The sequence below is a fragment of the Rhodopseudomonas sp. P1 genome, from assembly GCF_039642825.1.
Classification (GTDB): domain Bacteria; phylum Pseudomonadota; class Alphaproteobacteria; order Rhizobiales; family Xanthobacteraceae; genus Rhodopseudomonas; species Rhodopseudomonas palustris_H.
The window spans coordinates 102,668-128,301 of record NZ_CP088006.1 but is presented as its reverse complement, the minus strand read 5'-3'; the positions used below and the strand labels follow the sequence as shown (position 1 = coordinate 128,301).

Annotated in this window: 26 protein-coding genes; 15 read left to right on the top strand and 11 right to left on the bottom strand. The window is 65.5% G+C overall.

Annotated elements, in window-relative coordinates; all coding sequences use genetic code 11:
• Positions 1–83: 83 nt before the first annotated feature.
• The 4 genes from rfbA to rfbB are packed head-to-tail and all read right to left on the bottom strand — an operon-like array spanning position 84 to position 3,503.
• Entirely contained in the window at positions 84–959 is an 876-nt protein-coding gene (gene rfbA / locus LRC39_RS00595) for a glucose-1-phosphate thymidylyltransferase RfbA (RefSeq protein WP_346296015.1), read from the bottom strand.
• Between the two features lies 1 nt (position 960).
• Positions 961–1,854 (bottom strand): dTDP-4-dehydrorhamnose reductase, encoded by an 894-nt coding sequence (gene rfbD / locus LRC39_RS00590; RefSeq protein ID WP_346296014.1) that lies wholly within the window; start codon positions 1,852–1,854, stop codon positions 961–963.
• Between the two features lie 4 nt (positions 1,855–1,858).
• A complete protein-coding gene (gene rfbC, locus LRC39_RS00585) occupies positions 1,859–2,416 on the bottom strand; it encodes a dTDP-4-dehydrorhamnose 3,5-epimerase (RefSeq protein WP_346296013.1) in 558 nt (185 codons plus the stop codon).
• Between the two features lie 25 nt (positions 2,417–2,441).
• Positions 2,442–3,503: a dTDP-glucose 4,6-dehydratase gene (gene rfbB, locus LRC39_RS00580; RefSeq protein ID WP_346296012.1), complete on the bottom strand. Its 1,062-nt coding sequence runs from the start codon at positions 3,501–3,503 to the stop codon at positions 2,442–2,444.
• 385 nt (positions 3,504–3,888) lie between these two features.
• On the opposite strand from rfbB, the gene LRC39_RS00575 reads away from it, so the two are divergent.
• Positions 3,889–4,197, top strand: coding sequence for a hypothetical protein (locus LRC39_RS00575; protein WP_264053812.1), 309 nt, complete (start codon positions 3,889–3,891; stop codon positions 4,195–4,197).
• 124 nt (positions 4,198–4,321) lie between these two features.
• Here the strand turns inward: LRC39_RS00575 and LRC39_RS00570 are convergent, their stop codons facing one another.
• A complete protein-coding gene (locus tag LRC39_RS00570; protein WP_346296011.1) occupies positions 4,322–5,716 on the bottom strand; it encodes an NAD(P)/FAD-dependent oxidoreductase in 1,395 nt (464 codons plus the stop codon).
• Positions 5,713–6,120: a nuclear transport factor 2 family protein gene (locus tag LRC39_RS00565; protein ID WP_346296010.1), complete on the bottom strand. Its 408-nt coding sequence runs from the start codon at positions 6,118–6,120 to the stop codon at positions 5,713–5,715. Before LRC39_RS00565 ends, LRC39_RS00570 begins: the two co-directional genes overlap by 4 nt.
• 211 nt (positions 6,121–6,331) lie before the next feature.
• Here LRC39_RS00565 and LRC39_RS00560 point away from each other — a divergent pair, with 211 nt between their 5' ends.
• Positions 6,332–7,843 carry an aldehyde dehydrogenase family protein gene (locus tag LRC39_RS00560; protein ID WP_346296009.1) on the top strand — a complete coding sequence of 504 codons (1,512 nt, stop codon included), beginning with the start codon at positions 6,332–6,334 and terminating at the stop codon, positions 7,841–7,843.
• Positions 7,844–7,845: 2 nt separating this feature from the next.
• Positions 7,846–8,640 (top strand): sulfite exporter TauE/SafE family protein, encoded by a 795-nt coding sequence (locus LRC39_RS00555; protein ID WP_346297558.1) that lies wholly within the window; start codon positions 7,846–7,848, stop codon positions 8,638–8,640.
• Positions 8,641–8,758: 118 nt separating this feature from the next.
• Here the strand turns inward: LRC39_RS00555 and LRC39_RS00550 are convergent, their stop codons facing one another.
• Positions 8,759–10,300, bottom strand: coding sequence for a PLP-dependent aminotransferase family protein (locus LRC39_RS00550; RefSeq protein WP_430624914.1), 1,542 nt, complete (start codon positions 10,298–10,300; stop codon positions 8,759–8,761).
• A gap of 238 nt (positions 10,301–10,538) precedes the next feature.
• Between LRC39_RS00550 and LRC39_RS00545 the strand changes: the two genes are divergently transcribed.
• The 7 genes from LRC39_RS00545 (at position 10,539) to LRC39_RS00515 (ending at position 18,796) form a co-directional block, all read left to right on the top strand.
• Positions 10,539–12,182, top strand: a complete 1,644-nt coding sequence (locus LRC39_RS00545) for an amidohydrolase (RefSeq protein ID WP_346296007.1) — start codon at positions 10,539–10,541, stop codon at positions 12,180–12,182.
• Entirely contained in the window at positions 12,179–13,135 is a 957-nt protein-coding gene (locus LRC39_RS00540) for a CobW family GTP-binding protein (RefSeq protein ID WP_346296006.1), read from the top strand. Before LRC39_RS00545 ends, LRC39_RS00540 begins: the two co-directional genes overlap by 4 nt.
• Positions 13,136–13,224: 89 nt before the next feature.
• Positions 13,225–14,826, top strand: a complete 1,602-nt coding sequence (locus tag LRC39_RS00535; protein ID WP_346296005.1) for an ABC transporter substrate-binding protein — start codon at positions 13,225–13,227, stop codon at positions 14,824–14,826.
• 28 nt (positions 14,827–14,854) lie between these two features.
• Complete coding sequence (locus LRC39_RS00530; RefSeq protein ID WP_346296004.1) at positions 14,855–15,835, top strand: ABC transporter permease; 981 nt, start codon at positions 14,855–14,857, stop codon at positions 15,833–15,835.
• Positions 15,832–16,740 carry an ABC transporter permease gene (locus LRC39_RS00525; protein ID WP_346296003.1) on the top strand — a complete coding sequence of 303 codons (909 nt, stop codon included), beginning with the start codon at positions 15,832–15,834 and terminating at the stop codon, positions 16,738–16,740. The genes LRC39_RS00530 and LRC39_RS00525 overlap by 4 nt, the downstream gene beginning before the upstream one ends.
• A gap of 2 nt (positions 16,741–16,742) precedes the next feature.
• On the top strand, positions 16,743–17,741 hold the full coding sequence (locus LRC39_RS00520) for an ABC transporter ATP-binding protein (RefSeq protein WP_346296002.1): 999 nt from the start codon (positions 16,743–16,745) through the stop codon (positions 17,739–17,741).
• A complete protein-coding gene (locus LRC39_RS00515) occupies positions 17,738–18,796 on the top strand; it encodes an ABC transporter ATP-binding protein (protein ID WP_346296001.1) in 1,059 nt (352 codons plus the stop codon). Before LRC39_RS00520 ends, LRC39_RS00515 begins: the two co-directional genes overlap by 4 nt.
• A 132-nt stretch (positions 18,797–18,928) precedes the next feature.
• Here the strand turns inward: LRC39_RS00515 and LRC39_RS00510 are convergent, their stop codons facing one another.
• The 3 genes from LRC39_RS00510 to LRC39_RS00500 all read right to left on the bottom strand — a co-directional run bounded on the left by LRC39_RS00510 (position 18,929) and on the right by LRC39_RS00500 (position 21,014).
• On the bottom strand, positions 18,929–19,339 hold the full coding sequence (locus LRC39_RS00510; RefSeq protein ID WP_346296000.1) for a flagellar basal body rod protein FlgC: 411 nt from the start codon (positions 19,337–19,339) through the stop codon (positions 18,929–18,931).
• A 134-nt stretch (positions 19,340–19,473) separates the two neighbouring features.
• Positions 19,474–20,370 carry a PepSY-associated TM helix domain-containing protein gene (locus LRC39_RS00505; RefSeq protein ID WP_346295999.1) on the bottom strand — a complete coding sequence of 299 codons (897 nt, stop codon included), beginning with the start codon at positions 20,368–20,370 and terminating at the stop codon, positions 19,474–19,476.
• Positions 20,367–21,014: a TetR/AcrR family transcriptional regulator gene (locus LRC39_RS00500; RefSeq protein ID WP_346295998.1), complete on the bottom strand. Its 648-nt coding sequence runs from the start codon at positions 21,012–21,014 to the stop codon at positions 20,367–20,369. Before LRC39_RS00500 ends, LRC39_RS00505 begins: the two co-directional genes overlap by 4 nt.
• Positions 21,015–21,144: 130 nt before the next feature.
• Between LRC39_RS00500 and LRC39_RS00495 the strand changes: the two genes are divergently transcribed.
• The 5 genes from LRC39_RS00495 to LRC39_RS00475 all read left to right on the top strand — a co-directional run bounded on the left by LRC39_RS00495 (position 21,145) and on the right by LRC39_RS00475 (position 23,717).
• Positions 21,145–21,420 carry a DUF3861 domain-containing protein gene (locus LRC39_RS00495; protein WP_346295997.1) on the top strand — a complete coding sequence of 92 codons (276 nt, stop codon included), beginning with the start codon at positions 21,145–21,147 and terminating at the stop codon, positions 21,418–21,420.
• A gap of 540 nt (positions 21,421–21,960) precedes the next feature.
• Complete coding sequence (locus LRC39_RS00490) at positions 21,961–22,302, top strand: hypothetical protein (RefSeq protein WP_264053800.1); 342 nt, start codon at positions 21,961–21,963, stop codon at positions 22,300–22,302.
• Between the two features lie 78 nt (positions 22,303–22,380).
• Entirely contained in the window at positions 22,381–22,785 is a 405-nt protein-coding gene (locus tag LRC39_RS00485) for a hypothetical protein (protein ID WP_346295996.1), read from the top strand.
• A gap of 238 nt (positions 22,786–23,023) precedes the next feature.
• Positions 23,024–23,365, top strand: coding sequence for a phasin family protein (locus tag LRC39_RS00480; protein ID WP_011155660.1), 342 nt, complete (start codon positions 23,024–23,026; stop codon positions 23,363–23,365).
• A gap of 133 nt (positions 23,366–23,498) precedes the next feature.
• Positions 23,499–23,717, top strand: a complete 219-nt coding sequence (locus LRC39_RS00475; protein ID WP_107353725.1) for a hypothetical protein — start codon at positions 23,499–23,501, stop codon at positions 23,715–23,717.
• Between the two features lie 136 nt (positions 23,718–23,853).
• On the opposite strand, the gene LRC39_RS00470 is transcribed toward LRC39_RS00475, so the two are convergent.
• Complete coding sequence (locus tag LRC39_RS00470) at positions 23,854–25,542, bottom strand: MFS transporter (protein WP_346295995.1); 1,689 nt, start codon at positions 25,540–25,542, stop codon at positions 23,854–23,856.
• Positions 25,543–25,634: the final 92 nt, after the last annotated feature.

The following is a 25,634-nucleotide window of genomic DNA, read 5'->3' as shown; positions in this document are numbered from 1 at the left end:
TCTGTTCTGTCGGGGGCGGCGCGCCCGCTGTCCTCAGCAGCTTCGCTCCGCCGGGGCAAGTCCGGATGCGCGGCTTGCGCCGCTCACGGGTTCGCCGCCAGCTTGAGCAGGTAGCCGCCGTAATTGCTCTTGGCGAGCGGCTGCGCCAGACGTTCGAGCTGGCGCGCATCGATCCATCCGAACCGGAAGGCGATCTCCTCGGGGCAGCAGATCTTGAAGCCTTGGCGTTTCTCGAGCACGCGCACGAACTCGCTGGCGTCGAGCAGGCTATCGGGCGTGCCGGTGTCGAGCCAGGCGAACCCCCGGCCCATCTTCTCGACCCGCAGCTTGCGGCGTTCCAAGTAGGTACGATTGACGTCGGTGATCTCGAGCTCGCCGCGTGCGGAGGGCTTCAGGTTCGCTGCGATCTCGACGACGTTCTGGTCGTAGAAATAAAGCCCCGTGACCGCCCAGTTCGAGCGGGGCTGTGACGGCTTCTCCTCGATCGAACGCGCGACCTGATCGGTATCGAACTCGACCACGCCGTAGCGTTCCGGATCGCTGACCTGATAAGCGAACACCGTGGCGCCCTCCGGATGCTGCGCAGCATTCTGCAGCAGAGGGATCAGGTCGTGGCCGTAGAACAAATTGTCGCCGAGCACCAAAGCGGACGGCTGGCCGGCGACGAAGTCGGCGCCGATGATGAACGCCTGCGCCAGCCCTTCGGGTTTCGGCTGTTCGGCATAGCTGAACGACATGCCCCACGAGGCGCCGTCGCCGAGCAGTTGCTGGAATCGCGGCAAATCGGCCGGCGTCGAGATCACCAGGATATCGCGGATGCCGGCCATCATCAGCGTCGCCAGCGGATAATAGATCAGCGGCTTATCGTAGATCGGCATCAACTGCTTCGACACCGCAGCCGTCATCGGATGCAGCCTTGTTCCGCTGCCACCGGCCAGAATGATGCCTTTGGTGATCATGTCAGTTCGCGTCCTGCGCTAGCAGCCGCTCGATACACGGCTGCAGCGATTGCCGCCAGTGCGGCAGGCGAATGCCGTGAGCGGCGGCGAGTGCCGAGCCGTCGAGCCTGGAATTCGCCGGCCGCCTGGCGGGGGTCGGATACTCCGTGGTCGGAATCGGGATCACTTTCGCGGATGGTCCGCCGGCTGCTCGTGATGCGGCGAAAATCGCTTCGGCGAACTCGGCCCAGGTGGCGGTTCCGTCCGCAGTCATGTGGAAGATGCCGCGCAAATCGGAACGTGTTGGCTCCGCCAGCAGATTCCGGACGACGCCCAGCACCCCGTCGGCGATATCGAGTGCGCTGGTCGGGGAGCCGACCTGATCGCAGACCACCCGCACCTCATCGCGCTGCCGGGCCAGGGCCAGCATGGTGCGGACGAAATTCTTGCCGAACGGGCCATACACCCAGGAGGTCCGCAACACCGCGTAATCAGCAGCTGCTTCCGCCACGGCGCGCTCGCCGGCGAGCTTGCTGGCGCCATAGACGCTGAGCGGGTTGGTCGGATCGGTTTCGCGATACGGTCGCTCGCCGGTGCCGTCGAACACGTAGTCGGTCGACAGCTGCACGATCGGCACGCCGAGCTTTGTGGCCGCGCGAGCGACGGCGCCTACGCCTTCCGCATTGATCGCATAAGCGAGGTCGGGCTCGCTTTCGGCCTGATCAACGGCCGTATAGGCTGCAGCATTGACGATCGCGTCCGGCTTGCGTGCGATCAATGCAGCTTCGATCTCGCTCGGGCGCGTCAGGTCAATCTCCGGCCGGGCCAGCAGGATGATCTCGGCATTCGTGCCCGCGGCGCGCTCGTGGAGCGCCTGCGCGACTTGCCCGTGACGACCGGTGACGACGATCCGCATTGCGCTACTCGAAGTAGTTCGGCAGTGATGCGAAAGATGGCAATTTCAGATCCTTGTCCGACAGAACCGCCTGATCGGCCGAGACAGGCCAACTCACGGCGAGATCGGGATCGTTCCAGGCGATGCCGAGATCGTGCGGCGGCGAATAGTAGTTGGTCACCTTGTAGGCCACCACCGTGTCGGGCTCGAGCGTGCAGAAGCCGTGGGCGAAGCCGATCGGAATCAGCAATTGCTTGCCGTCCTCGGCGGATAATTCCTCGGAGACCCACCGGCCATAGGTCGGCGAGGACCGGCGCAAATCGACTGCAACGTCCAGGATGCGGCCCTTCGCGACCCGCACCAGCTTGTCCTGCGCAAACGGCGCGCTCTGGAAATGCAGCCCGCGAACGGTGCCGACTGCCGCCGAAATCGATTGGTTGTCCTGGACGAATTCGAGCGCAATGCCGTGATCGACGAAGCGCTGCCTGTTGTAGGTTTCGGAAAACGTGCCCCGCGAATCCGCGAATGCTCTTGGCGTGATAATCTTCACCGCCTCGATCGCGGTGGACGTCACTGTCAGCATGACCCTGTTGTTGCTCCGTTCGCCGTTAGACCGCTACGCCGAGGCGCTCGCCGCGGTACACCCCTGAACGGACCCGCTCCCACCACGTCCGATTGTCGAGATACCACTGCACGGTCTGACGCAGGCCGTCGTCGAAAGTGTAGCGCGCACGCCATCCGAGCTCGCGCTCGACCTTGCTGGCGTCGATCGCGTAGCGGGCGTCGTGACCGGGGCGGTCGGTGACGAAGCTGATCAGCTTCGCACGTGATCCGATCGCCGCATCAGGTGCGAGTTCGTCGAGCAGGCGGCAGATCGCCTGCACGACTTCGAGGTTGGTGCGCTCGTTGCGTCCGCCGATATTGTAGCTTTCGCCGATCCCGCCCCGCTCGGCGGCGAGCAGCAGCGCATCGGCGTGATCCTCGACGTGCAGCCAGTCGCGAACGTTGGCGCCCGTGCCGTACACCGGGATCGCTTCGCCGTGCAGCGCCTTGATGATCGCCAGCGGGATCAGCTTCTCGGGAAAATGATAGGGGCCGTAATTGTTGGAGCAGTTGGTGATGACCACCGGCAGGCCGTAGGTGTGGTGCCAGGCCCGCACCAGATGGTCCGACCCCGCCTTCGAGGCTGAGTAGGGCGACTTCGGCTGATACGGCGTGTCTTCCCGGAACAGCCCTTCGGCGCCTAGTGAACCGAACACCTCGTCGGTGGAGATGTGGTGAAAGCGGAAGCCGGACTTGCGGGCCGGTGGCAGGGAGCGCCAATGCGCCAGCGCCGCCTGCAGCAGCGAATAGGTGCCGACGATGTTGGTTTGGATGAAGTCGCCGGGACCGTCGATCGAGCGGTCGACATGGCTCTCCGCGGCAAGATGCATCACCACGTCGGGCGAAAATTCCTCGAGCAGCAGCCGCATGGTGCCCTGTTCGACAATGTCGGCCCGGACGAACCGGAAGCGCGGATCGTCCGACACCGGCGCCAGCGAGTCGAGATTGCCCGCATAGGTCAGCTTGTCGACCACCAGCACCTCGTGCGGGGTGGTCCCGATCAGCCGCCGGACCACCGCAGAGCCGATGAAGCCGGCTCCGCCGGTGACGAGAAAGCGCTTTGTCATCAATATCCTGGAGCGTCGTTGCGGGCGCAATCTAGCCTTGGACCAGAACCTTGTCATTGGCCGGTTGGGCAGCAGATCCGCTCAAGACCGCTTCCGATGCCTACCGCCCAGGGTCTGTTCGTACCTACACCGCGAGCTGGTCACCCAGATGGCCATTCTCTGGGGCTGAACTTCTGTCTGTTGCGGCACGGTATGTTCACGGGAAAGTTGCCGATTTCATGGTTCCAAGCGGGCACCTGATGCAAATCCGTCGCATTCGTGATTGACAATTTCTGCATTGCGATAGACTAAAGTTTGCAGTGCCACGCCCCTCGCTGCGGGGCCGCCACGGGAGCCGCGAATGCTCACGTTCAGATGGCAGCGGTCCAGGCAGAGGAGCAGCGCCTTGAGTTTCCTGAAGAAAGCCTTCTACCAAATCCCCGTCATCGGCTGGCTGGTGAAGGATGCCGCGCATGGCAGCCCGGAGGCGCCGTACTTCTTCCTGTTCAATGCCGTCGTGGTCGGCGCCGCGCTGATCTACACCTTCGGCTATCCGCTGGTGATCACCGTCGCGGTGGCCGGCGCGTTCGCCGGGATCGCTGGCCTGGTGGTGCTGACCGCTGGCGATGCTTTCGACAAGCGCGCCAAGCAGCCCGCGAACGACGTCCGCCGCGCCAAGACGGCGACGGTTCGGCCGCTCAAGAAGGCTGCCTGATCGGCATCTTGTCTCACCGGCGGCTTTCGTCGGTGCAGCTTCCGAAATTCAAAAACCCGGCAGGTCAACCTGCCGGGTTTTTTCATGGTCGCATCTGTTCGGTTCAGGTCTGCCCTTGCGAGGTTTACGCCGCCTCGTCGCGGTAGTGATACCAGCGATACAGCATGCGCTGGCCGATCCGGCGGAACGGCGAGAAGCTGTGGGTCGGCAGCGGCGAGGTGAAGATCGGCAGGTCCTGGCCCTTGAAGCGCTGTCCGGCGATCATCTGCGCCATGCGACGCCCGGCCTGGGCCGAATACGACACGCCGTTGCCACCATAGCCGAGTGCGTAGACCAGCTTCTGCGCCGGATCGGGCTGGAAGATCCGCGGCATCATGTCGTGGCTGACGTCGACCCAGCCCCACCACGAGTAATCGATTTCGATGCCTTGCAGCGCCGGGAATTTGCGATGCAGGCCGTCGATCAGGAGCTGCAGGTGCTTGGGATGATCGGCGTCGGCGCCGGTGATCGAGGAGCGGCTGCCGATCTGGATGCGGTTGTCCGGCAGCAGCCGGTAGTAATAACGCAGCGTGCGGGTATCGGTCAGCACCAGCTTGGTCTTGAAGCCGGTGGCTTCGAGCTCGTCCAGAGTCAGCGGCCGGGTGACGATCGAGTTCGACAGGATCGGCATGCAGCGGCCGCGCAGCAGAGGCGTCAGTCCAGGCGCCGTGTAGGCGCCGGTGGCGATGCCGACCGCGCGCGCCTTCACGGTGCCGCCCGGAGTGCGGAGATAGAACGCGCCGCCGCGGTGTTCGATTTCGATCACCGGACTGCCCGGATGCACGGTGGCGCCGAGGTCGCGGGCCATCTGCTGATAGCCGAAGGCGAGCTTGGCCGGATGCACGCCGGTGCCGCGGGGCTCCAGCGTCGCGCCGACCGCCTCGGCCTCGTTGACGTAGTCGCGGCGCAGCTCCTCGGCGGAGATCACCTTGGTGGGCTCGCCGAACACCTCGCTCAGCACCTTGGCTTCGGCCGCGATTTTCTCGAAGTTGCGCGGGCGATGCGCAATGTAGAGATGGCCGCCGCGCTGCGGCTCGCTGTCGATCGGGCTCTGGCGGATCAGCTCTTCGAACGTCTCGAAGCCGTCGCTGACTTCGGCGTGCAGCTTCAGCGCGACATCGCGGCCCCAACGCGCAATCCATTGCGAGCGCGTCAACCGGCCGGCGGCGTTCTGGCCTTGGCCGCCATTGCGCGTGCTGCAGCCCCACGCGACACGGTTGGCTTCGAGGACAGCAGCCTTGATGCCGTGCTCGCGCGCCAGGAACACCGCAGACGCGAGCCCCGTGAAACCCGAGCCGACGATGGCGACATCGACGTCGGTGTCACGACTGATCGGACCGTCGTCTTCAGGGAGCGCACCGCAATTCGCAGTCCAATAGGTCGGCGCGTAGTCGCGGTTGCGGCCGGGGCCTTCGCTGACCAAGGGATCGTAGTGCGGATCGTAGGCGGCGAGCGGTGGGGTCTTTACGGGCTTGTTCATGCCGATGCCCCCGCGGCCCGCAGCACCGGGCGATCCTTGCGGAAGGCGCTCTTGCTGAAGATCTTGTCGCCGCGGAAGCCGAACAGATCGACGCCCTCGGCCTCGATCTTGCCGCCCTCCTTGGTGGTGGCGCGGAAGATCCACTCGGAGATGCCGCGATCGCCGAACACGGCGTGGCGGGTGCACTCCCAGCTCACATCCGGAAACGTCGCGAAGGTCGTCTCGAACGCAGCGCGGACATCGGCGGTGCCGGTGATGCGGCGACCGCAGGCCTCGGGTCCGGCCGCGGCATCGAACACGATGTCGTCGGTCATCGCGGCCATCACCGCGGCGCCGTCGTGGCGGTTGAACGCGTCGAAGAGCTGATGCAGCGTCTGCAATCGCTGAGTATCGAGATCGGACATGTCGATTCCATCGTGGTGGGCGCGCGAGCGTTTCCGTGATTGATGCGGACCCGCCGGCAGCTTCGTGCAAAGCGTGTCACGAGCCGCCGCAGGTGCCTTAGAACCAGATGGCGCGGTCTCGGCGGACCAGACGCGAAGCGCTGGCGTCTGGCCCAATGGCTTGGAGCGCGCTGGACCTTCGCGGCGGACGGCGGATCGCCAAGGTGATGCGATGATCAACATCGCCACCCGCATCAATCCCGCCATCGCCCCCGCCGTGACGGAGGTGATCTCACAACTTCAAGCCCGTCACCTGATCGGCAACACGCTGGTGCCGTCCGTCGGCGGCGCCACGCTCGACGTCATCGATCCTGCAACCGGGCAAGTGATCGGCAAGGCGCCGGCCGCGACCGGGGACGATGTCGCGCGCGCGGTGGAAGCTGCATCGGCAGCATTTCCGGGATGGGCAGCGACGCCGGCGCGCCAGCGCGGCAAGCTGATAGCGGCTGCGGCGGGCGCAATCGCTGAACGGAGCGACGTGATCGCCACCGTGCTGGCGCTCGAAACCGGCAAGGCGATCCGCACCGAATGCCGCGGCGAGGTTGCGACCGCGATCGATATCACCATGATGTATGCAGGCCTCGCGTCGGAGCTGAAGGGCGAGACGTTGCCGTTCGATCCGCAGATCCTCACCTATACCAGCCGCGAGCCGCTCGGCGTCGTCGCCGCGATCCTGCCGTGGAACGTGCCGCTGGTGCTGATGATGTTGAAGATCGCCCCGGCGCTGGTGGCGGGCAACACCGTGGTGGTGAAAGCCTCCGAAGAAGCGCCGTATGCGACCATCGAAATGGCCCGGCTGATGGCGAAGTTGCTGCCGGATGGCGTGCTCAACGTGATCTGCGGCACCGGCCACGACTGCGGCGCGGCGCTGGTCGAGCATCCCGCCGTCGCCAAGGTGACGTTCACCGGTTCGCAGGCGGTCGGCGAGCTGATCTATCAGATGGCGGCCAAGAAGATCATTCCGGTCAGCCTGGAACTCGGCGGCAAGAGCCCGATGATCGTCTATCCCGACGCCGACATGGCGCGGGTCGTAGCCGGTGCGATCGCCGGCATGCGGTTCACCCGCCAGGGCCAGAGCTGCACCGCGGCGAGCCGGATCTACGTTCACACCAAGCTCATCGATGCCTTCGTGGCGGCGCTGCGTGACGCGGTCAGCAAGCTGAAGATCGGCGATCCGCTGGACGAGGCGACCGATATCGGCACCGTGATCTCGCAGCGGCAGAAGGCCAAGGTCGAATCCTACATCGATCTCGGCGCGCGCACCGCCGGCGCCAAAGTGGATCGCTGCGGCGAACTGCCGGCCGCGAGCCATCTCAAGGACGGCCTGTTCCTGCAGCCGATCATCATCACCGGCGTGCCGGAGGATTCGCCGCTGATGCGCGAGGAGATCTTCGGGCCGGTGGTCTGCGTGCAGCCGTGGGATGACGAGGACGATGTCATCACCCGCGCCAACGACAGCGACTTCGGCCTCGCCGCGACGGTGTGGACCAATGATCTGCGCAGTGCGCTGCGCACCGTACAGCGGCTCGATGCCGGCTACGTTCAGGTCAACCAGAACCTCACCATCCAGCCGAACCTGAGCTACGGCGGCTTCCGCAAGTCGGGCCTCGGCAAGGAAGCATCGCTGGAGGCGATGCTCGAGCACTTCACCAAGAAGAAGACCGTCGTCATCGATATGCGGTGACGATGGTGATGCATGAGCTGATCGCCGAGGCATCCGCCAGCTTCTGGTCGACGCTGCCGTCGCCGATGGCGATCGCCGGCGTGCTGAGCGCGGTATTGGCGGCGGCTCTGTTGCGCGGCTTCACCGGGTTCGGCTTTGCGCTCGCGGCGGTGCCGCTGATGGGCATGTTCATGGCACCGGCCAAAGCCGTGCCGGTGGCCGTGTTGCTACAACTACTCGGCGGCCTGAACGATCTCCGCCGCAACCATCGTGATGCCCACTGGGCGTCGCTGCGCTGGCTGATCGTCGGCGCGGTGATCGGTTCGCCGCTCGGGGCGCTGGCGCTCAGCGTCGCTCCGGCACCGGTAGCGCGGATCGTAATCGCCACCATCACGGCCGCCGCGGTGGTCGTGCTTGGCCGCGGCTTCGCGATCGAGGCGATCCCATCGCGGCCGGTCACGACCGGCGTCGGCATGCTGTGCGGCCTGTTCAACGGCCTCGCCGCGATGCCGAGCCCGCCGGCGATCGTCTACTACATGTCGGGGCCGTTTCCCGCCGTGGTAGTGCGGGCGTCGCTATTGGTGTTCTTCCTCGCCACGTCAATCGCCGGCTTCACCAGCATTGCGCTGGTGGGGCTCGCGACCGTGAATGTGTTCTGGCTGGCCGCGATGGCGTTGCCGGTGATGATGTTCGGCACCTGGATCGGCGAGCAGGGCTTCCGCCGCGGCAGCGAGCGGCTGCACCGCCACGTCTCGATCGCCAGCCTCGGCGGCGTCGCGCTGCTCAGCGCCGCGAAGGGAATCTCTGAGCTGATGTGAGGGCGCCGCCTATCCCGTCATTGCGAGCGAAGCGAAGCAATCCAGAGCTCCGTGCATTGAGCTGGATTGCGCCGTCGCTTCGCTCCTCGCAATGACGCAGAGACGCGGCGACGTCTGATCAGCCCTCGAGCTGCTTCGCCAGCACCTTGCCGAGTCGCTCGATGCCGACCTCGATGCGGTCGGTGCGGATCGAGGAGAAGCCGAGCCGGAAGCAATGCCGGCTCGCGGTTTCGTCCATCGAGAACACGGCGCCGGGTTCGATCACGACGCCCTGTTCGAGCGCAGCTGCGGCCAGCGCGGTGGCGTCGATCGAGGTCGGGCAGGTCACCCAGAAATTGGTCGAGCCGGGACCGCGCGAGAAGCTGCAGCTTGGCAGATGCTTCGGCAGCAGCTGGTCGAGCAGCTTGGCGCGTTCGAGCAGCACGCGGCCGACCTGGGCGAGATGCGCCCGGTAGTGGCCGAGGCCGATGAACAGCGCGGCGACGCGCTGATTGTTGAGCGGCGGATGCCGCAGCATCAGCCGGCGCAGCGCGCGCAGTTCGCGGATCACCGGGGCGGGAGCGACGACGTAGCCGAGCCGCAGACCGGGGGCCAGCGCCTTCGACAGGCTGCCGACATAGAGCACGTTGCTGGCGCGATCGAGGCTCTTCAGCGGCGGCAGCGTCGCCGTCTCCGGCATCAGCTCGCCTTCGTAATCGTCTTCCACCACCACCACATCGCCGGCCGCGGCGGCTTTCAAAAGCTCGACGCGGCGGGGCAGCGGCATCGTCACGGCGGTGGGGCACTGATGACTGGCGGTGACATAGGCCAGCGCGCAGCTCTGGAACGTCGCGTCCGGCACCAGCCCTTCGCCATCGACGGAAAGCGGCACCACGTTGGGCGTCAGCATCCGGAAGATATTGCGGGCGTCCGGATAGCCCGGCTCTTCGATGCCGACCTTGGTCTGGCCGTTGATGAACAGCGTCGCGATCAGATACAGCGCGTGCTGCGCGCCGATCGTCATCATGATCTCGTCGGCGCGGGCGTGAATGCCGCGGCGCGGCAGCACCTGTAGCTGCAACTGCTCGATCAGTGCCGGATCGTCGCCGTCGATCAGGTCGCGGGCCCAGTTGTTGATTTCCGGAACGCTGAGTGCGGCGCGGGCGCTTTCGCGCCAGTCGTTGGTCGGAAACAGACTCGGATCGAACTGACCGAAGATGAACGGGTAGGGATGCGTCTGCCAGTCGAGCGGCTTGACGATGTTGCGATGCGCCGACGGCATTACCGTGAAGCGATCTGCCCAGTGTTCGTCGCCGCGGCTGGTGACCTCGGTGAGGCCGGGTGTTTCGGTGGCGAACTTCTTCGGCAGGCCGGCGACGAAGTAACCGCTGCGCTGCCGTGAAACCAGAAAGTTCTGATCGACGAGCTGCTCGTAAGCGATCACCACGGTGTTACGTGACACCTTGAGCACGGTGGCGAGATCGCGGCTGGACGGCATCTTCATGCCGAGCGGCAGCCGGCCATCCTCGATCGCCGTCACGATGATCTGGCGAATCTGCAATTGCAGGAAAGAGCCGCCGCGGTTGAGGCCCCGAAACAACGCGCCCCAGAATAACTCGTCTTTGCCTAATGCGGCGGCATCTGAAGAGGCAATTGCACCGCCGTTAGGCGTGCGTGCCACAGTGGACTCCCGGAATGTGAGCTGTGCTAGCTTTCCCAAGACGCGATACCCTGACTGACACGACGACGCGAAACGGCTGTCATTGCGAGAATGAAGCTTTTACAAACCGTCTGCAAGAAGCGAGCCATGGGAGGCGGCAGCTGGCGCATAGCCCTGGCTCCATTCGTGCTCGGCATCTGGCGCTAGTGCCACGGGGACGATCGCTTCACGCTCGCAATCGCAAGCCTGGAGACTAAGCGTGCCGTCTGACACCGTCGTTTATTCCGCCCGCAAGATTATCACCATGAACCCGTCGCGGCCGAGCGCGACGCATGTTGCGGTGCGAGACGGGCGGATCGTTGCGACCGGTAGCGCTGACGAGCTGATGTTAAGTGGCGCGCGGCTCGATACCCGCTTCGCCGACAAGGTGCTGATGCCTGGCTTCGTCGAAGGCCACAGCCACATCATGGAAGGCCTGATGTGGAAGCAGCCTTATGTGGGCGCGTTCGACCGCCGTTCGCCGGAAGGCAAAGTAGTGGCCGGTGTGCCGGACATCGAAGCGATCGTAACGCGGCTGCAGCAGGCCGAAGCCGCGCTGCCCGACGATGGTTCGCCGCTCTACGCCTGGGGCTTCGATCCGCTGCATATCGGCGGCAAGATGCTGACTCGGCAGGATCTCGACCGGGTGTCGACCAAGCGTCCGGTCCTCGTCGTCCACGCCTCGTTCCATATCAACAACGTCAACACGCTGACGCTCGAGCGCGCCGAGCTGCTGCATGCCACCAACATATCGGGCGTCGTCGCCGGCGCCGACGGCTTGGCGAGCGGCGAGCTGCAGGGCATTCCGGCGCGGATGCGGCTGTTCCGTGCGCTCGGCCACAATCCGCTCGCTGGTACCATCACCGAGGCGGACGTGCGGCGCTATGCGGCGTCGTGCTGCGTGCAGGGCGTCACTACGATTACCGACCTGCATAACGATCTCGCCGATCCGACCATCGAGGTCTATCGCGCCGCGACCAGCCAGGCTGATTTCGGCGTTCGCTTGGTGCCGGCGCTGGCCGCGGTCTCGCATACGCCCGAACAGGCGATCGCCAAGTTGGAGACGCTGCGCGGCCACGCCAGCGACAAGCTGCATTACGGCATCGTCAAGCTGGTGGTTGATGGCTCGATCCAGGGCTTCACCGCGCGGCTGCGCTGGCCCGGCTATCACAACGGTGCCGCCAACGGCCTGTGGTACATCGCGCCCGAAGAACTGCCGCGGCTGGTCGAGGCGTATCACCGTGCCGGCGTGCAGCTTCACGTTCACACCAACGGCGACGAGGCTACCGAAGTGGCGCTCGATGCGATCGAGGCCGCGCAGACCGTCGCGCCTCGTCCCGATCATCGCCACACCTTGCAGCACTGCCAGATGGCCAGCGCCGCGCAGTTCCGGCGGATGAAGAATCTCGGCGTTTGCGCCAATCTGTTCGCCAACCACCTGTACTACTGGGGCGATGCGCACTACGAGCTGACGATGGGGCCGGAGCGTGCAGCGCGGCTCGACGCGACCGGGACCGCCCAGCGGATCGGGGTGCCGTTCGCGATCCACTCCGACGCACCGGTGACGCCGCTGGCGCCGCTGTTCACCGCATGGTGTGCGGTCAATCGTGTGTCGTCGAGCGGGCGTGTGCTGGGCCGGGATACCGAAGCACTCACCACCGAGCAGGCGCTTGCTGCAATCACCATCGGCGCAGCCTATACTTTGAAGATGGATCATCTGGTCGGCAGCATCGAAACCGGCAAATACGCCGACTTCGTCGTGCTCGATGAGGATCCGCTGGCCGTTCCGCCGGAACGGCTGAAGGAGATCGCGGTCTGGGGCACCGTGGTCGGCGGCATGATCAAGGAGGCGCCCCGCGCATGACGGCAGCATCCGCGACCATTTCAGTCACGGTGATCGGCGGCTTTCTCGGCGCGGGCAAAACCACCTTCGTCAACCATCTGCTACGCAGCGGCGGCCCTCGGACGGCCGTGCTGGTCAATGATTTCGGCGAGGTCAATGTCGACGCGACGCTGATCCAGAGCCACGACGGCACCACGATGAAGCTGACCAACGGCTGCATCTGCTGCAGCATCGGCACCAGCTTCATCGACACGATGTGCCAGGTCCTCGACGCCGCCGTGCCGTTCGAGCGGATCGTGATCGAAGCCTCCGGCGTCGGCGATCCGTGGAAGATTGCCGAGATTGCGCTGATCGAACCGTCGCTGCGGCTCGATCGGGTGATCGTGTTGGCCGACGCCAGCCGGATTGCGCAGCTGATCGACGATTCCAAGGTCGGCGACACCGTGCGCGGCCAGTTTGAGCGCTGCGACATTGTCCTCATGAACAAGACCGATCTGGTGAATGCGGATGCTCTGGCTGCCGCGCGCGCCGCGGTGCGCAGCCTGCGTCCGGACGTGCGCATCGTCGACACCGCGCAAGGCGCGATGCCGGCGCTGGCGGAGCTCGAGACGGCTGCGTCGTCGCGCGGTTTCCGGGCCGATGCGGTGGATGCCGCGGCGATCGATCATGGCGCGACCTTCAAGAGCTGGGCGTATCGCCGCGCCGGCCGGTTCGATCGCGCCCGGCTCGCCTGTGCGGTCGATAAGCTGCCGCCGCAGCTGCTGCGGCTGAAGGGCTCGTGCCGCCTCGCCGGCGAAGACGACGTCAAAGTGTTTCAGATGGTCGAGAGCGTCTGGAGCCTGTCGCCGGCCGATGCCGGACCGGCCGAGCCCGGCATCGTGCTGGTCGGCGTCGGCACCGCCGATCTGCCGCCGCCGTCCGAACTCGACGCCATCCTCGACCGCGCTTTGGCGCCGGCCGGAGCGCTGTCATGACGCCAGCCCTGCCAGTTTCTCCCCGCGAAAGCCGTGCGGCTTTCCATGTCCTGCCTCGCCCATCCTTTCTTGCAGCGGAGTTCTGACCGATGATGTTGACGAAGCGATCCTTTGTAGTCGGAGCCCTCGGCGGCATTGCGCTGATGGGACTGCCGCTCGAAACCAAAGCGGAAGGTGCGGGGAGCGGCGGAACGCTGGTGATCGGTTCGACTCAGGTGCCGCGGCACTTCAACGGTGCCGTCCAGTCCGGTATCGCCACCGCGCTGCCGAGCACGCAGATTTTCGCCAGCCCGCTGCGCTACGACGACAAATGGAATCCGCAGCCTTATCTCGCCGAGTCGTGGGAGGTCTCGAAGGACGGGCTGACGGTGACGCTGAAGCTGGTCAAGAACGCCACCTTCCACGACGGCAAGCCGGTGACCTCCGAGGACGTCGCGTTCTCGATCATGACCATCAAGGCCAACCATCCGTTCAAGACGATGCTGGCGGCGGTCGAGAGCGTCGATACGCCCGATCCGCACACGGCGGTGATCGAGCTGACGCATCCGCATCCGGCGCTGCTGCTGGCAATGTCGCCGGCGCTGATGCCAATCCTGCCGAAGCACGTCTATGGCGACGGCCAGGACGTCAAATCGCATCCGGCCAACCTGAAGCCGGTCGGCTCGGGCCCCTACAAGCTCACCGAATACAAGCAGGGCGACTACTACACGCTGGAGAAGTTCGACAAATTCTTCATCCCGGGCCGGCCGAAGCTCGACAAGATCGTGGTGCGGCTGATTTCGGATCCGAACGCCCTGATGGTGTCGGCCGAGCGCGGCGACGTTCATATGGTGCCCTATTTCACCGGCGTGCGCGACATCGAGCGGCTGGAGAAGGCGCCGAACGTCGTCGTCACCGACAAGGGCTTTGCCGGCATCGGTGCGCTCAACTGGCTTGCCTTCAATACCAAGAAGAAGCCGCTCGACGATGTGCGGGTTCGTCAGGCGATCGGCTATGCGGCCAACCGCGAGTTCATCGTCAAGAAGCTGATGGGCGGCAAAGCCTTGCCGTCGACCGGACCGATCGCGCCGGGCTCGCCGCTGGAAGAGAAGAGCGTCGAGCAGTACAAATTCGACATCGCCAAGGCCAACAAGCTGCTCGACGAGGCCGGGCTCAAGCCGGATGGTTCCGGCGTCCGCACCACGCTGACGATCGACTACATCCCCGGCAACGATGAGCAGCAGCGCAACGTCGCCGAATATCTACGTTCGGCGCTGAAGCGGGTCGGGATCAATCTCGAAGTCCGTGCCGCGCCCGACTTCCCGACCTGGGCCCAGCGCGTCGCCAATTTCGACTTCGATATGACCATGGATACGGTGTTCAACTGGGGCGACCCGGTGATCGGTGTCGACCGGACCTATCTCAGCTCGAACATCCGCAAGGGCATCATCTGGTCGAACACCCAGCAATACGCCAATCCGAAGGTCGACGAGATCCTCGGCCAGGCCGCCCAGGAAAGCTCGCCGGACAAGCGCAAGGCGCTGTATTCGGAGTTCCAGAAGATCGTCGTCGAAGACGCGCCGATCTTCTACATCAACGCCACTCCGTACCACACCTCGTTCGCCAAGGGACTCGGCAACCTGCCGACCACGGTGTGGGGCGTCGCCTCGCCGCTCGATGAGCTGTACTGGGCGACTCCGCCGAAGAACTGATCCGCCAATCTCGATCGACGAAGCATCAATGGCTCTCCTCACCCATCTGTTCGGAAAACTCGCCAACGCCGTCGCGCTGCTGCTGGCGGTGCTGGTGATGAATTTCTGCCTGATCCATCTTGCACCGGGCGATCCGGTGCAGGTGATCGCCGGCGAGATGGGTGGGGCGTCGCCCGAGGTGATCGCGGCGCTGCGGGCAAAATACGGGCTCGACCACAGCCTGCTCGAACAGATGTTCACCTATCTGGGCAAGGTGGCGCATGGCGACTTTGGCTATTCCTATTACTTCAATCAGCCGGTGCTCGGCCTGATCCTGCAGCGGCTGCCCGCCACGCTGTATCTGGCGGCGGCCTCGCTGGTGGTGGCGGTGTTGATCGGCACGGTGCTCGGCGTGATCAGCGCCCGGCGCCCGAACGGTTTGCTCAGCCACGGCGTCACCGTGCTGTCGCTCGCCGGCCACGCGGCGCCGATCTTCTGGACCGGCCTGCTGCTGCTGCTGCTGTTCGGCTCGGTTTGGCCGATCTTGCCGGTCAACGGCATGACCGACGTAGTCAATCCGAAAACCGGCATTGCCTACGCGGCTGACGTCGCCAAGCATCTGGTGCTGCCTTCGATCACGCTGGGGCTGGTGTTCGTCGCGCAATATTCGCGGCTTGCCCGCGTCAACATGATCGACGTGCTGTCGGCGGACTACATCCGCACCGCGCGCGCCAAGGGGCTGCCGGAGCGGGTGGTGCTGGTCAAGCACGCGCTGCGCAACACGCTGATCCCGATCGTCACGGTGATTGGCCTGCAGTTCGGCAATCTGTTCGCCGGCGCGGTGTTGGTGGAGACGGTGTATTCCTGGCCGGGCATGGGGCGGCTGGTGTTCGACTCGATCCTGCGCCGCGACTACCCGACGCTGATGGGCGTACTGTTCTTCTCCGCCGTGATGGTGATCGCGGCCAATATCCTCACCGACCTGGTGTACCGCCTGATCGATCCCCGCATCCGCGCAGGTGCCCGATGAGCACGATGGAGTCTTCGCTCGCGATGGCACAGAAGCCCGTTCCCAGCGTCAGCAAAGTACCGAAGGCGGTGTCGCCGGCCCGGGCTGCGCTGCGGCAATTCATGAAAAGCCCGTCGGGCGTCGCCGGCGCGGTTTTGCTGCTGGTGCTGATCGCCGGCACGATCTTCGGACCGTGGCTGCATCCGGTCGATCCGCTCGACATCGTCGGAATGCCGTTCGCGCCGCCGGACGCCGATGCTCCGCTCGGCACAGACTATCTCGGCCGCGACGTGCTGGCCGGGCTGATCTATGGCGGCCGCGCCACCCTGACGGTGGGCGCGGTGGCGGCGCTGATTACGATCGTGATCGGCGTCACCGTCGGTGCGCTCGCCGGCTTCTTCGGCGGCTGGGTCGACGCGCTCCTGGTCAAGATCGCCGAGTTCTTCCAGGTGCTGCCGCCGCTGCTGTTCGCGATGGTGCTGGTGACGCTGTTCGGTCCGAAGCTGTCGACCATCACGCTGGCGATCGGCGCCGTGAGCTGGACCTCGGCGGCCCGGCTGACGCGCGCCGAATTCATGCGGCTGCGGGATCTGGATTTCATCAAGGCCTCTCGCGCCGCCGGCGCCGGCAGTCTGCATCTGATCCTGCGCGTGGTGCTGCCGAACGCGCTGCCGCCGATCATCGTGTCGGCGACGCTGGCGATCGGCACGGCGATCCTGTTCGAGGGCGGCCTCAGCTTCCTCGGCCTCGGCGATCCCAACACCATGAGCTGGGGCCTGATGATCGGCCAGAACCGCAACTACGTGCTCGACGCCTGGTGGGCGGTGACGTTCCCGGGCGCCGCGATCTTCCTCGCCGTGCTGGCGGTCAGCCTGGTCGGCGACGGCGTCAACGATGCGGTCAATCCGCGGCTGCGGCGGAGGTGATAATGGCGCCGGTCCTGTCGGTCGAGAATCTCAGCGTCAGCATGACCAATCGCGACGGCGATCTGGTCCCGGTGCTGGAGAATCTGTCGTTCACCCTCGATAAGGCGCGCACCGTCGCGCTGGTCGGCGAGTCCGGCTGCGGCAAGAGCATGACGGCGCTGGCGATCATGCGGCTGCTGCCGGAAGGCTTCGTGGTCACCGGCGGGCGCATCATGCTCGACGGCGAAGATCTGCTCACCGCGCGACCGAAGCGGATGCGCGCGCTGCGGGGCGACGCGATGTCGATGGTGTTTCAGGAGCCGATGACGGCGCTGAACCCGCTGTACACCGTCGGCGATCAAATCGCCGAGGTGCTGTATTATCACCGCCGGCTCAGCCGCAAGGACGCCGCCGAGCAGGCCGTGCAGTTCCTGAAAGCGGTGCAGATCCCGGCCGCCGAGCAGCGGGCAAAGGCGTATCCGCATCAGATGTCCGGCGGGATGCGGCAGCGGGTGATGATCGCGATGGCGCTCGCCTGCCGGCCGAAGCTCTTGATCGCCGACGAGCCGACCACTGCGCTCGACGTCACCGTGCAGGCGCAGATTTTCGACCTGCTCGCCCAGCTCCAGGACGAGACCGAAGCCGCGATCGTGCTGATCACCCACGATCTCGGTGCGGTCGCGGAACTCGCCGACGACATCGCCGTGCTCTATGCCGGTCGCTGTATCGAGACCGGACCGGCACATGAGATCGCGGCGCGGCCGCGCCATCCCTATACGCGCGGCCTTCTCGGCTGCGTGCCGCATCTCACCGTCGGCGTCGCCAAGCCGGAGCAGTGGATCGATCTCGGCGAAATTCCCGGCATGGTGCCGGCGCTCGGCAATCGCGGGCCGGATTGCGCGTTCCTGGCGCGCTGCGCCAACGCCTCCGAGGCCTGCCGGTCGCGGCCGCAGCCACCGCTCGGTGTGATCGCGGCCGGGCATGCGGTGTCGTGCTGGCGTGCCGAGGAGATCGCCGCATGATGATCCACGAAGATCTGCGCCCCGCCGACGGCGATCCCTATCTGCTCGACGTCAACGACCTTGTGGTGCACTTCCGCACCGGCCGCAAGCGGCCGTGGGGCAAGCCGTCGTTCGTTCACGCGGTCGACGGCGTCAGCTTCCGCGTCAAGCGCGGCACCACCTTCGGCATCGTCGGCGAAAGCGGCTCGGGAAAATCCACCACCGCACAGGCGATCATGCGGCTGGTGCAGGCGACCTCGGGGCAGGTGGTGTTTCGCGGCGAAGACATCATGCCGCTCACCGGCGAGCCGCTGCGCAAGGCGCGCAAGCATCTGCAGATCGTGTTTCAGGACCCGTTCTCGGCGCTCGACCCGCGACGCAGGGCCGGCGACCAGATCCGCGAGCCGCTCGATCTGCTCGAGATCGGCAGCCGCAGCGAGCGCGACGCGCGCGTGCGCAAGCTGCTCGCCGAAGTCGGCCTGCCGCCGGAAGCCGCCGATCTGTTTCCGCATCAGTTCTCCGGCGGTCAGCGCCAGCGGCTGTGCATTGCCCGCGCCTTGGCGCCGGAACCCGAGCTGATCGTCTGCGACGAGGCGGTGTCGGCGCTCGACGTCGCGATCCAGGCGCAGATCCTGAACCTCTTGAAGAAGCTGCAGCGCGAGCGCGGACTCACTTACATCTTCATTTCGCATGACCTCGGCGTCATCCAGCAGTTCTGCGACGAGATCGCCGTGATGTATCTCGGCAAGATCGCCGAACAGGCGCCGGCCTCGGCGCTGTTCACCGAGCCGCGCCATCCCTACACGTGGTCGCTGGTGTCGGCCGCGGTGCCGCCCGGTCCGCTGCGCGACGAGCTGAAGGCTAAGTATCTGGTCAAGGGCGAGCCGCCGTCGCCGGTCGATCCGCCGCCCGGCTGCCGCTTCGCGCAGCGCTGCCCGTTCGCCGAGGCGCGCTGCCGGGCAGAGTTGCCGTTCCTCGACGCCGCAGGTCACGAACACTACGTCGCCTGCCACCGCCAGGACGAGATCGGCATCCCCGATTTCGCCCCGCGCGCGGCGAGCGGGCCGATCGGTTAGTTCACTCGGCGGCGATTTGCCATTCGTGGAATATCAATCACCGTCATTGCGAGGAGCGCAGCGACGAAGCAATCCAGCTCCGTGCGCTGAGCTGGATTGCTTCGCTTCGCTCGCAATGACGGTAAGTCAGTCCTACACCTTGGCGTCGAGCAGCGCCTTGCTCATGTTGCGGTCCGCCTTCAGTGAGGCGAGGTTGGCGGTGTAGCTGTATTTCGCGACCATCTGGCCGATGAATTCCTGCGCCAGATCGACGTTCGGCGCTGCCACCATGCCGTCCGCATTGGCGAACGGCGCTTGCGGGTCGGACACAGGCACGGTGGCGGGCGAGGTCGTGCCCAGGCTGGTCTGAGTGCCGCCGGTCGATGTGTCGGTTTGATTGACCTGCAGCGGCTTGTAAGCCTGTGGCGCACCGGCCGGGACGGTGCCGTCGGCGCTGGGCAGCGCGCCGGTCGATTGCTGATTGGCGATGTTGCTGGCCGACACTTCCAGCCGGCGGGTCGCTGCTTTCAGGCCGGAGACGGCAATCGACGAGATGCTGGACATGGACGCGCTCGTTGCGGCGGACAGGTGCGGGCAGAAGACGCCCGCACCTTGCAACGATCCGTGCACAGCTTGGGTGCAATTTGAACGATCCGGCTAAAGCTTTCTTAATCCTGCCGTGCGTCACGCGGATTGCGTCAGGCCGGCTGCGTCGCCGGCCGCTGCGGGCGCCGCCGCAGCTTGCGCCGGGTCCACAGCCAGACGCCGGTGACCAGCAGGCCGAGCAGCACCACCGAGGTGATCACGTTGAGCGTGCCGGACAGCCAGGTCGACCAATTGCCTTCGTGCAGCAGCCGCGGCCAGTTGCGCGGCAGCGGCGTGACGCCATCCGGCGCGAAGGTGTAGGCGCGCAGCTCGCCATCTTCGTAGATCCGCGCCATCATCCGTCCGCCGCGATTGGCGATCATCGCCAGGTGCGACACGTCGTGCGATTGCGCGATCTGCTGCACCGCGTCGGTCAGCTTGATGGTCATGCGGGCCGGCGGCGGGCCGCTGGAGAACGTCAGGCCGAACGCCATGCACAGCGCGGTGAGGGGGCTGAGCAGCAACAGCGGCAGCGTGAACCACGCCGCGCCCTTGTGCCAGCCGGCGAGGCTGTTGCGCAGCCGCGGTAGCCCCATCAGTACGCCGATCGTCATCAGCACCGTCATGGCGATGGTCGAGGTGATCACCAGCCACTCGTAGCCGAGCAGGCGCTCATGGGTGCGTCGCGCCCATAGCAGCAGGTCGCCGGTGGGATCGCTGGCGGCTGCGGCTTCGCCGGTTGCGAGGTCGATCGGTGGTGCATTGACCCCGAGCAGGCGCATCTGTTGGCCGGTGGCGTTGATCGCGAGCCCGCGCGCCTGGCCCTGCGGATCGTAGCGTTCGATCAGGCCGGTGAGGCGGGCGGCATCGAGCGTTCCGGCCGGCAGGCCGCGGCCTTGCAGCATCGGCTCGACCGACAGAATGAGTCCGGTGACGATGATGGCGAGCAGCGGCAGCGCGAACACCAGACTGGTCCAGCGATGCAGTTTGAGCAGAAGTACGTTGTTCATGATGAGACTTCAGGGTTGCGATAGGCGGCGAGAAACACGCGAATCCCGGCGTCGATCAGTGCTTGAACGTCGGCTTCGCTGGGACGGCCGAGCTGCAATTCCCATTGCAGCTGCAGCCGGCCTTGCACGAGGCTGAGAAACTGGACTGCGGCGAGGCCGATATCCGGGATGGTGAGGAGCTGTTGCGCCACCGCGGCACGGAGAAAATTCGCGACCTCCTCCTCGCAGCGGCGCGGCCCGGCCGCCATGAACACCGCCGCCATTTGCGGAAACCGCGCGGCGTTGCTCATCACCAGCCGGTGCAACTTGAGTCCGCGGTCGTCGAGGAAGAACGAGGTGTAGCCGCGGGCGATGGCGCGCAGCGCCGGCTCCAGCTCGATCGGCTGCCCGTCGGGCTGCCACAGCATTTGCGGACCGAAGTTGCGGCATTCGTCATCGACCAGCGCCAGCAGCAGCGCATCCTTGCTGGCGAAGTGCACATACAGCGTGGCCTTCGACACCCCGGCCTCGCGGGCGATCGCGTCCATGCTGGTGACGTCGAAGCCGTGATCGGCGAACAGTTTTCGGGCAGCGGCGAGCACCTGTCGGAGCTTGCGGTTTTCACCATTCGGATCGATGGCTTGCTGCTTACGGGGGCGGGGCATGTCAGGTTCGCGCGTCGGCCGGGATGTCACGGAGGTGTAGGCCTCCCAACCTATCGGTTCGCTGACAGGCTTGCAATAAAAACTAAACCGTTTAGTTTAGTCGCGTAGCCACGTCCGTGTAGGTATTTACATGCGCCATCACTACGAAATCGCCGTCACCAAGCTCATTCCAGACGGCGCTACGCTGAGCCCGCCGATCAGCTTTGCGGCCGAAAGCCACGACGACCTCGCGGATATTATCCGCCGGGTGACCGACAGGGGGTTGTTCGATCCCGAAGAGACCAAGGCGTTTTGCGTCGGTCTGAAACTGCTCGGCGGCGTGATGCTGCAGCATCGCGACAAAGAACTGTTCAAAGACTTCGCGCCGGCGTTCGGCGCCTTAATGAAGACGCTGAAGGCGCGCTGATCCAATCCTTCGTTGTCCCGCGACCGCGAAGTGATTCGGCACCGCAGGACAAAACGATCAGTTGCGGCTGCGGGCATCCGCGACACCGTGTCCGGGAAATGCCGAATCACGCTTCGACCTTGTCGGGTTCGTCGATCCGGCAGACCGGCAGCTATCATCGCTTCGGAGTCGTGCTCCAACCCGGAGCCGGCATGCGTCTCGCTGCCACGCAGTCAGCTTTGGTCGCACTCCAAGACGCGTCCTACGCTGTTCGTTGTTCCACTTGTCCGGCAAATCACCAACTCGCGCAGCCTGATGAGCGACGGTAACATCGAAACAAGCGGTCGGTCGTGACGGGCCGCGCTGGATGTTGAGCCGCCGTGACCGGCGTGTCGCCGACGCGCGTTGTGGTGACGATCGCGCTGTGCCGACGTCATCCTTAGTAGCGGTTGCTCTGTCCTTAAGCGTGCTGAAACTTGCGCCTGTTGAAATTCCGGGGCGTTGATAACATGCTGCAGTTGCAAACCGTCTGGTGACAATTCCAACAGGTATGGAGGTAGTATGCGCTCCTCATCGATGATCTTGCTCGGTGCCATCGCGCTCGTTGCCGCGCTGTCGGTGGTGAACCAGGTCGGTGTGCCTCACCCGGCCCTGATCGAACCCGCCGTCGCCGCCACGCCGGTCGCGCCGCCGGTCAGTGCTTTCCGCACCGTGACGTCGTCGACCTGCTCGTCCAACGGCTGCCCGACCTCGTGCGAGGCGGATGAAGCGCTGATCTCCGCGATCTGCATCGGTCCGAGCAGCGCCAAGTTCAGCGACAACCTTTCTCTGGAGAACGGGCAGATGACCGCGAGCTGCGGCCCGAGCTCCTCCACCATCGTGGTGTCCTGCGCCCGCAAGTAACGCAGGCAGTTCGCTTCTGGGAGCCGGCGGCTGATCCAAGCACCCGCGGGCTCCCGTCAGTCTCAAAGGTTCTCTCCGATGCAAAACTGGTTCATCGCACTCGCCGTCGCAGTGCTGCTGCTCATCGGCTTCGCCGCCGGACCGATGTCCGTGGTCGTCGCCTTCCTGGCATTCTGGGTCACGCTGTATCTGGTGTGGGCCCGCGAACTCGGCTTCAAGGACACCTGGTCGCGCTACGGTCTGCAGCGCGTGAAGCCGCCGTTCTGGGCGGCGGAGAACAAGGTCTGGTTCTTCCCGATCTTCGACGACCGCGCCAAGGTGGTGAAGGCCGCCGCGGTGCCGCTGCTGATCATCGCGCTCAGCCTGATGCTGCCGACCTCGGTGGTGCGCATCGGCACGCTCTTGGTGCTGGCCTGGTACTGCCTGGAGATCTACCGGTCGCAGAAGGGCCTGGATCAGCTCGACCGCGCGCGCTTCAACTAATTCGGCGCAGCGCCGTTTCGGCGGCGCGCGCTCACGACGACATCGGCAACGGCGGGTGTGGCCAGCTCCACGCCCGCCGTTCGCGCGTCGGCGGTTAGGCATCTTTAAATCCTCCGCAGTTAGTACTGGACGGCGCTGCAGATTTTGCGATCATTGTCGCGCGTGAATGGCGTGCACAGGGCTCCGGCCGTGCGGCCATCTGATGCTTAGGTAGCCGGAGAGCCTCGAGGAGATCGCGATGGCAGACAAGAACTCGTCCGACGTCATCCTGAACGTGATGACCAAGAACCTCGAGCAGGCGCGCGGCGCGATGACCAACTACCTCGAGTTCATCAGCAAGAGCATGTCGGTGGTGCCGATGGGCCAGAGCAGCCAGGCCACGACGCTGAAGGGTTACGTCGACCGCAACGTCCAGGCGACCTTCGATTTCTCGCAGCAGTTGCTGCATGCCAAGGACTTTCAGGACGTGGTTCGGATCCAGACCGAATTCCTGCAGACGCAATTCCGTGTGCTCACCGACCAGGCCAAGGACGTCGTCGAGATGACCAAGCCGACCGTCATCGTTCCGAACGACGGCTAGAAGGTTTTGTCCGCCACCACCGGTCGGCCTGTCGTGTAGCGGTCGTCATCTGCGACGACCGCTACGGGAACGGTTGCGCACACATCGCATTGATGCAGCTGAACAGGCTCAGCTCTGATTTTGGATACCAAGCATGTTGAAAATCGTCGGTCCGCTCCTTTGCCTCACCCTGATCGCCGGTGCCGCGCAGGCTCAGGAGCGCCGCCCCGACCCTGGCTGTGGCCGGGATGTGTCGCGTCTGTGCCGAGCGGTGATGAACGAGTCCGACGGGGCGATTCTGAATTGCCTGCAGCAGCATCGCGCCAAGCTCAGCGCCAAATGCGCCAAGGTGCTGACTGACAACGGTCAGTAATAACTCTCCGTCATCGGTCCATGCCTTGTCTGTCGAGGGCTCCGGGTTCTTGAGGGTTCGCCAGGAGCGAGCCCCGGAATGGCCAAGACCGGAATAGCCAAGACAAGCCCGACCATGACGCCGGACGAGATCGATCCTAGGTCGAACCGCCGCTGACGCCAGCGACCGGCAGCACCTCGGTCGCGGTGGTGCGATCGGGGGATTCCTCTTTCCAGCGCACCGAGCCGAACGGCCGCTCCAGCATGCGGCGCACCCGCACCGGCTCCGGTCCACGATGAAACGCGATCGCGCGCCGGTGCAGCGCGCGGTCGTCCTGGGTCGAACGACTGCGCTGGCGCAGATAATCGAGCCAGGTCGGGCAGTGATAGCGCTCGGTCCATAATTCGGGATCTGCGACGTCGCGGGCGATCGACCAGCCATAGGCACCGTTGCGCTGGCGGCTGAGCTGCACCTCCTGCATCACGTTGTGAAACGCGCGCGCTTCGTCGGCGTCGACCCGGTAGTCGATTTCGATCACCACCGGACCGCTGCGTGACGTCAGCGCCAGTTTCACTTCCGGATCGGCCAGCAGTTCGGCATCCTCGGTGCGGGTGCCGACCGGCGGCATCGGCAGCAGGAAGGCGAGGACCGGAGAAGCCAGCATCCCAAGTCCCGACAGCAGCATCGATGGCGCGACGCCGGACAGATCAGCGACATGGCCCCAGCCCCAGCTGCCGATCGCGATGCCGCCGGAGATCGACGCCTGGAATGCCGCAAGCGAACGCCCCGCCACCCAGCGCGGCGCCGACAGTTGAACGCCGATGTTGAACAGCGCGATCGCCAGCATCCACACTGCGCCCGCGATCACCAGCGCGGCGGCGGTGAGCAGCGGCGAACGGCTGATCGCGATCACCGCCATCGCCACGCCCATGATCATCGCGCACAGCCGAACCGCGGCTTCACTGCTTAGGCGCTGCCGCGCAATCCCGACATTGAGTGCGCCGATCACTGCGCCGATGCCGAACGCGCCGAGCAGAAGGCCGTAGGTCTCGGCGCCGCTGTGCAACAGGTCGCGCGCCACCAGCGGCATCAGGGCCAGCACCGAAGAGCCGGCGATGCCGGTCACCAGGGTGCGGGTCAGCACGATCCGAATCGTCGGCGAGTTGGTGATGTAACGCACGCCGGAGACGATCGCGCGGTTCAGCCGCTCCGGCGGCAGCCGCGGCGGCTCGCTCTCCCGACGCCACAGCAGCAGCACGATCAGCAGCGGCAGATACAGCACCGCATTGGCGGCGAACGCCGCCACCGCGCCGGCAGCCGCCACCACGATGCCGCCCACCGCCGGGCCGAAGCTGCGCGCGATATTGTAGCTGATGCCGTTCAGTGCGACCGCGGCCGGCAGGGTTTCGGCCGGCACTTGCTCGGACACCGAGGCCTGCCAGGACGGCCCAAACAGCGCCATGCCGGTGCCGATCACGAAGCAGAACAGCAGCAGGGTGTTGGGCGTCACCAGCCCGAGATGCGCCAGCGCCGCCAGCGTCGTCGCGCCGGCGAGGCCGATGCCGAGCGCGGCGAGCGCCACCAGGCGACGGTCGTACATGTCGGCGATCGCGCCCGCCGGCATCGCCACCAGCATGATCGGCAGCATCAGGGCGGTCTGCACCAGCGCCACCTTGTCGGCGGACGCGGTCATCTGCGTCATCGCCCAGGCGGCGCCGACGCCATTGATCATCAGGCCGAGATTGGACAACAGGCTTGCCAGCCAGATCCGCCGGAACAGTGCGTGCCGCAGCGGCGCCGCGATCCCGTCGCCGGAAAACAGCCCGCGCTTCGCCGTGCCCGCCATCTGGGTCTGACCCTCCGCCGTCCTCACCGCCCCGCCGATTCAACGGCGCTGGAAACAGTGATGCCTGCGAAGCGCTCGCACTGTCCAGAGCC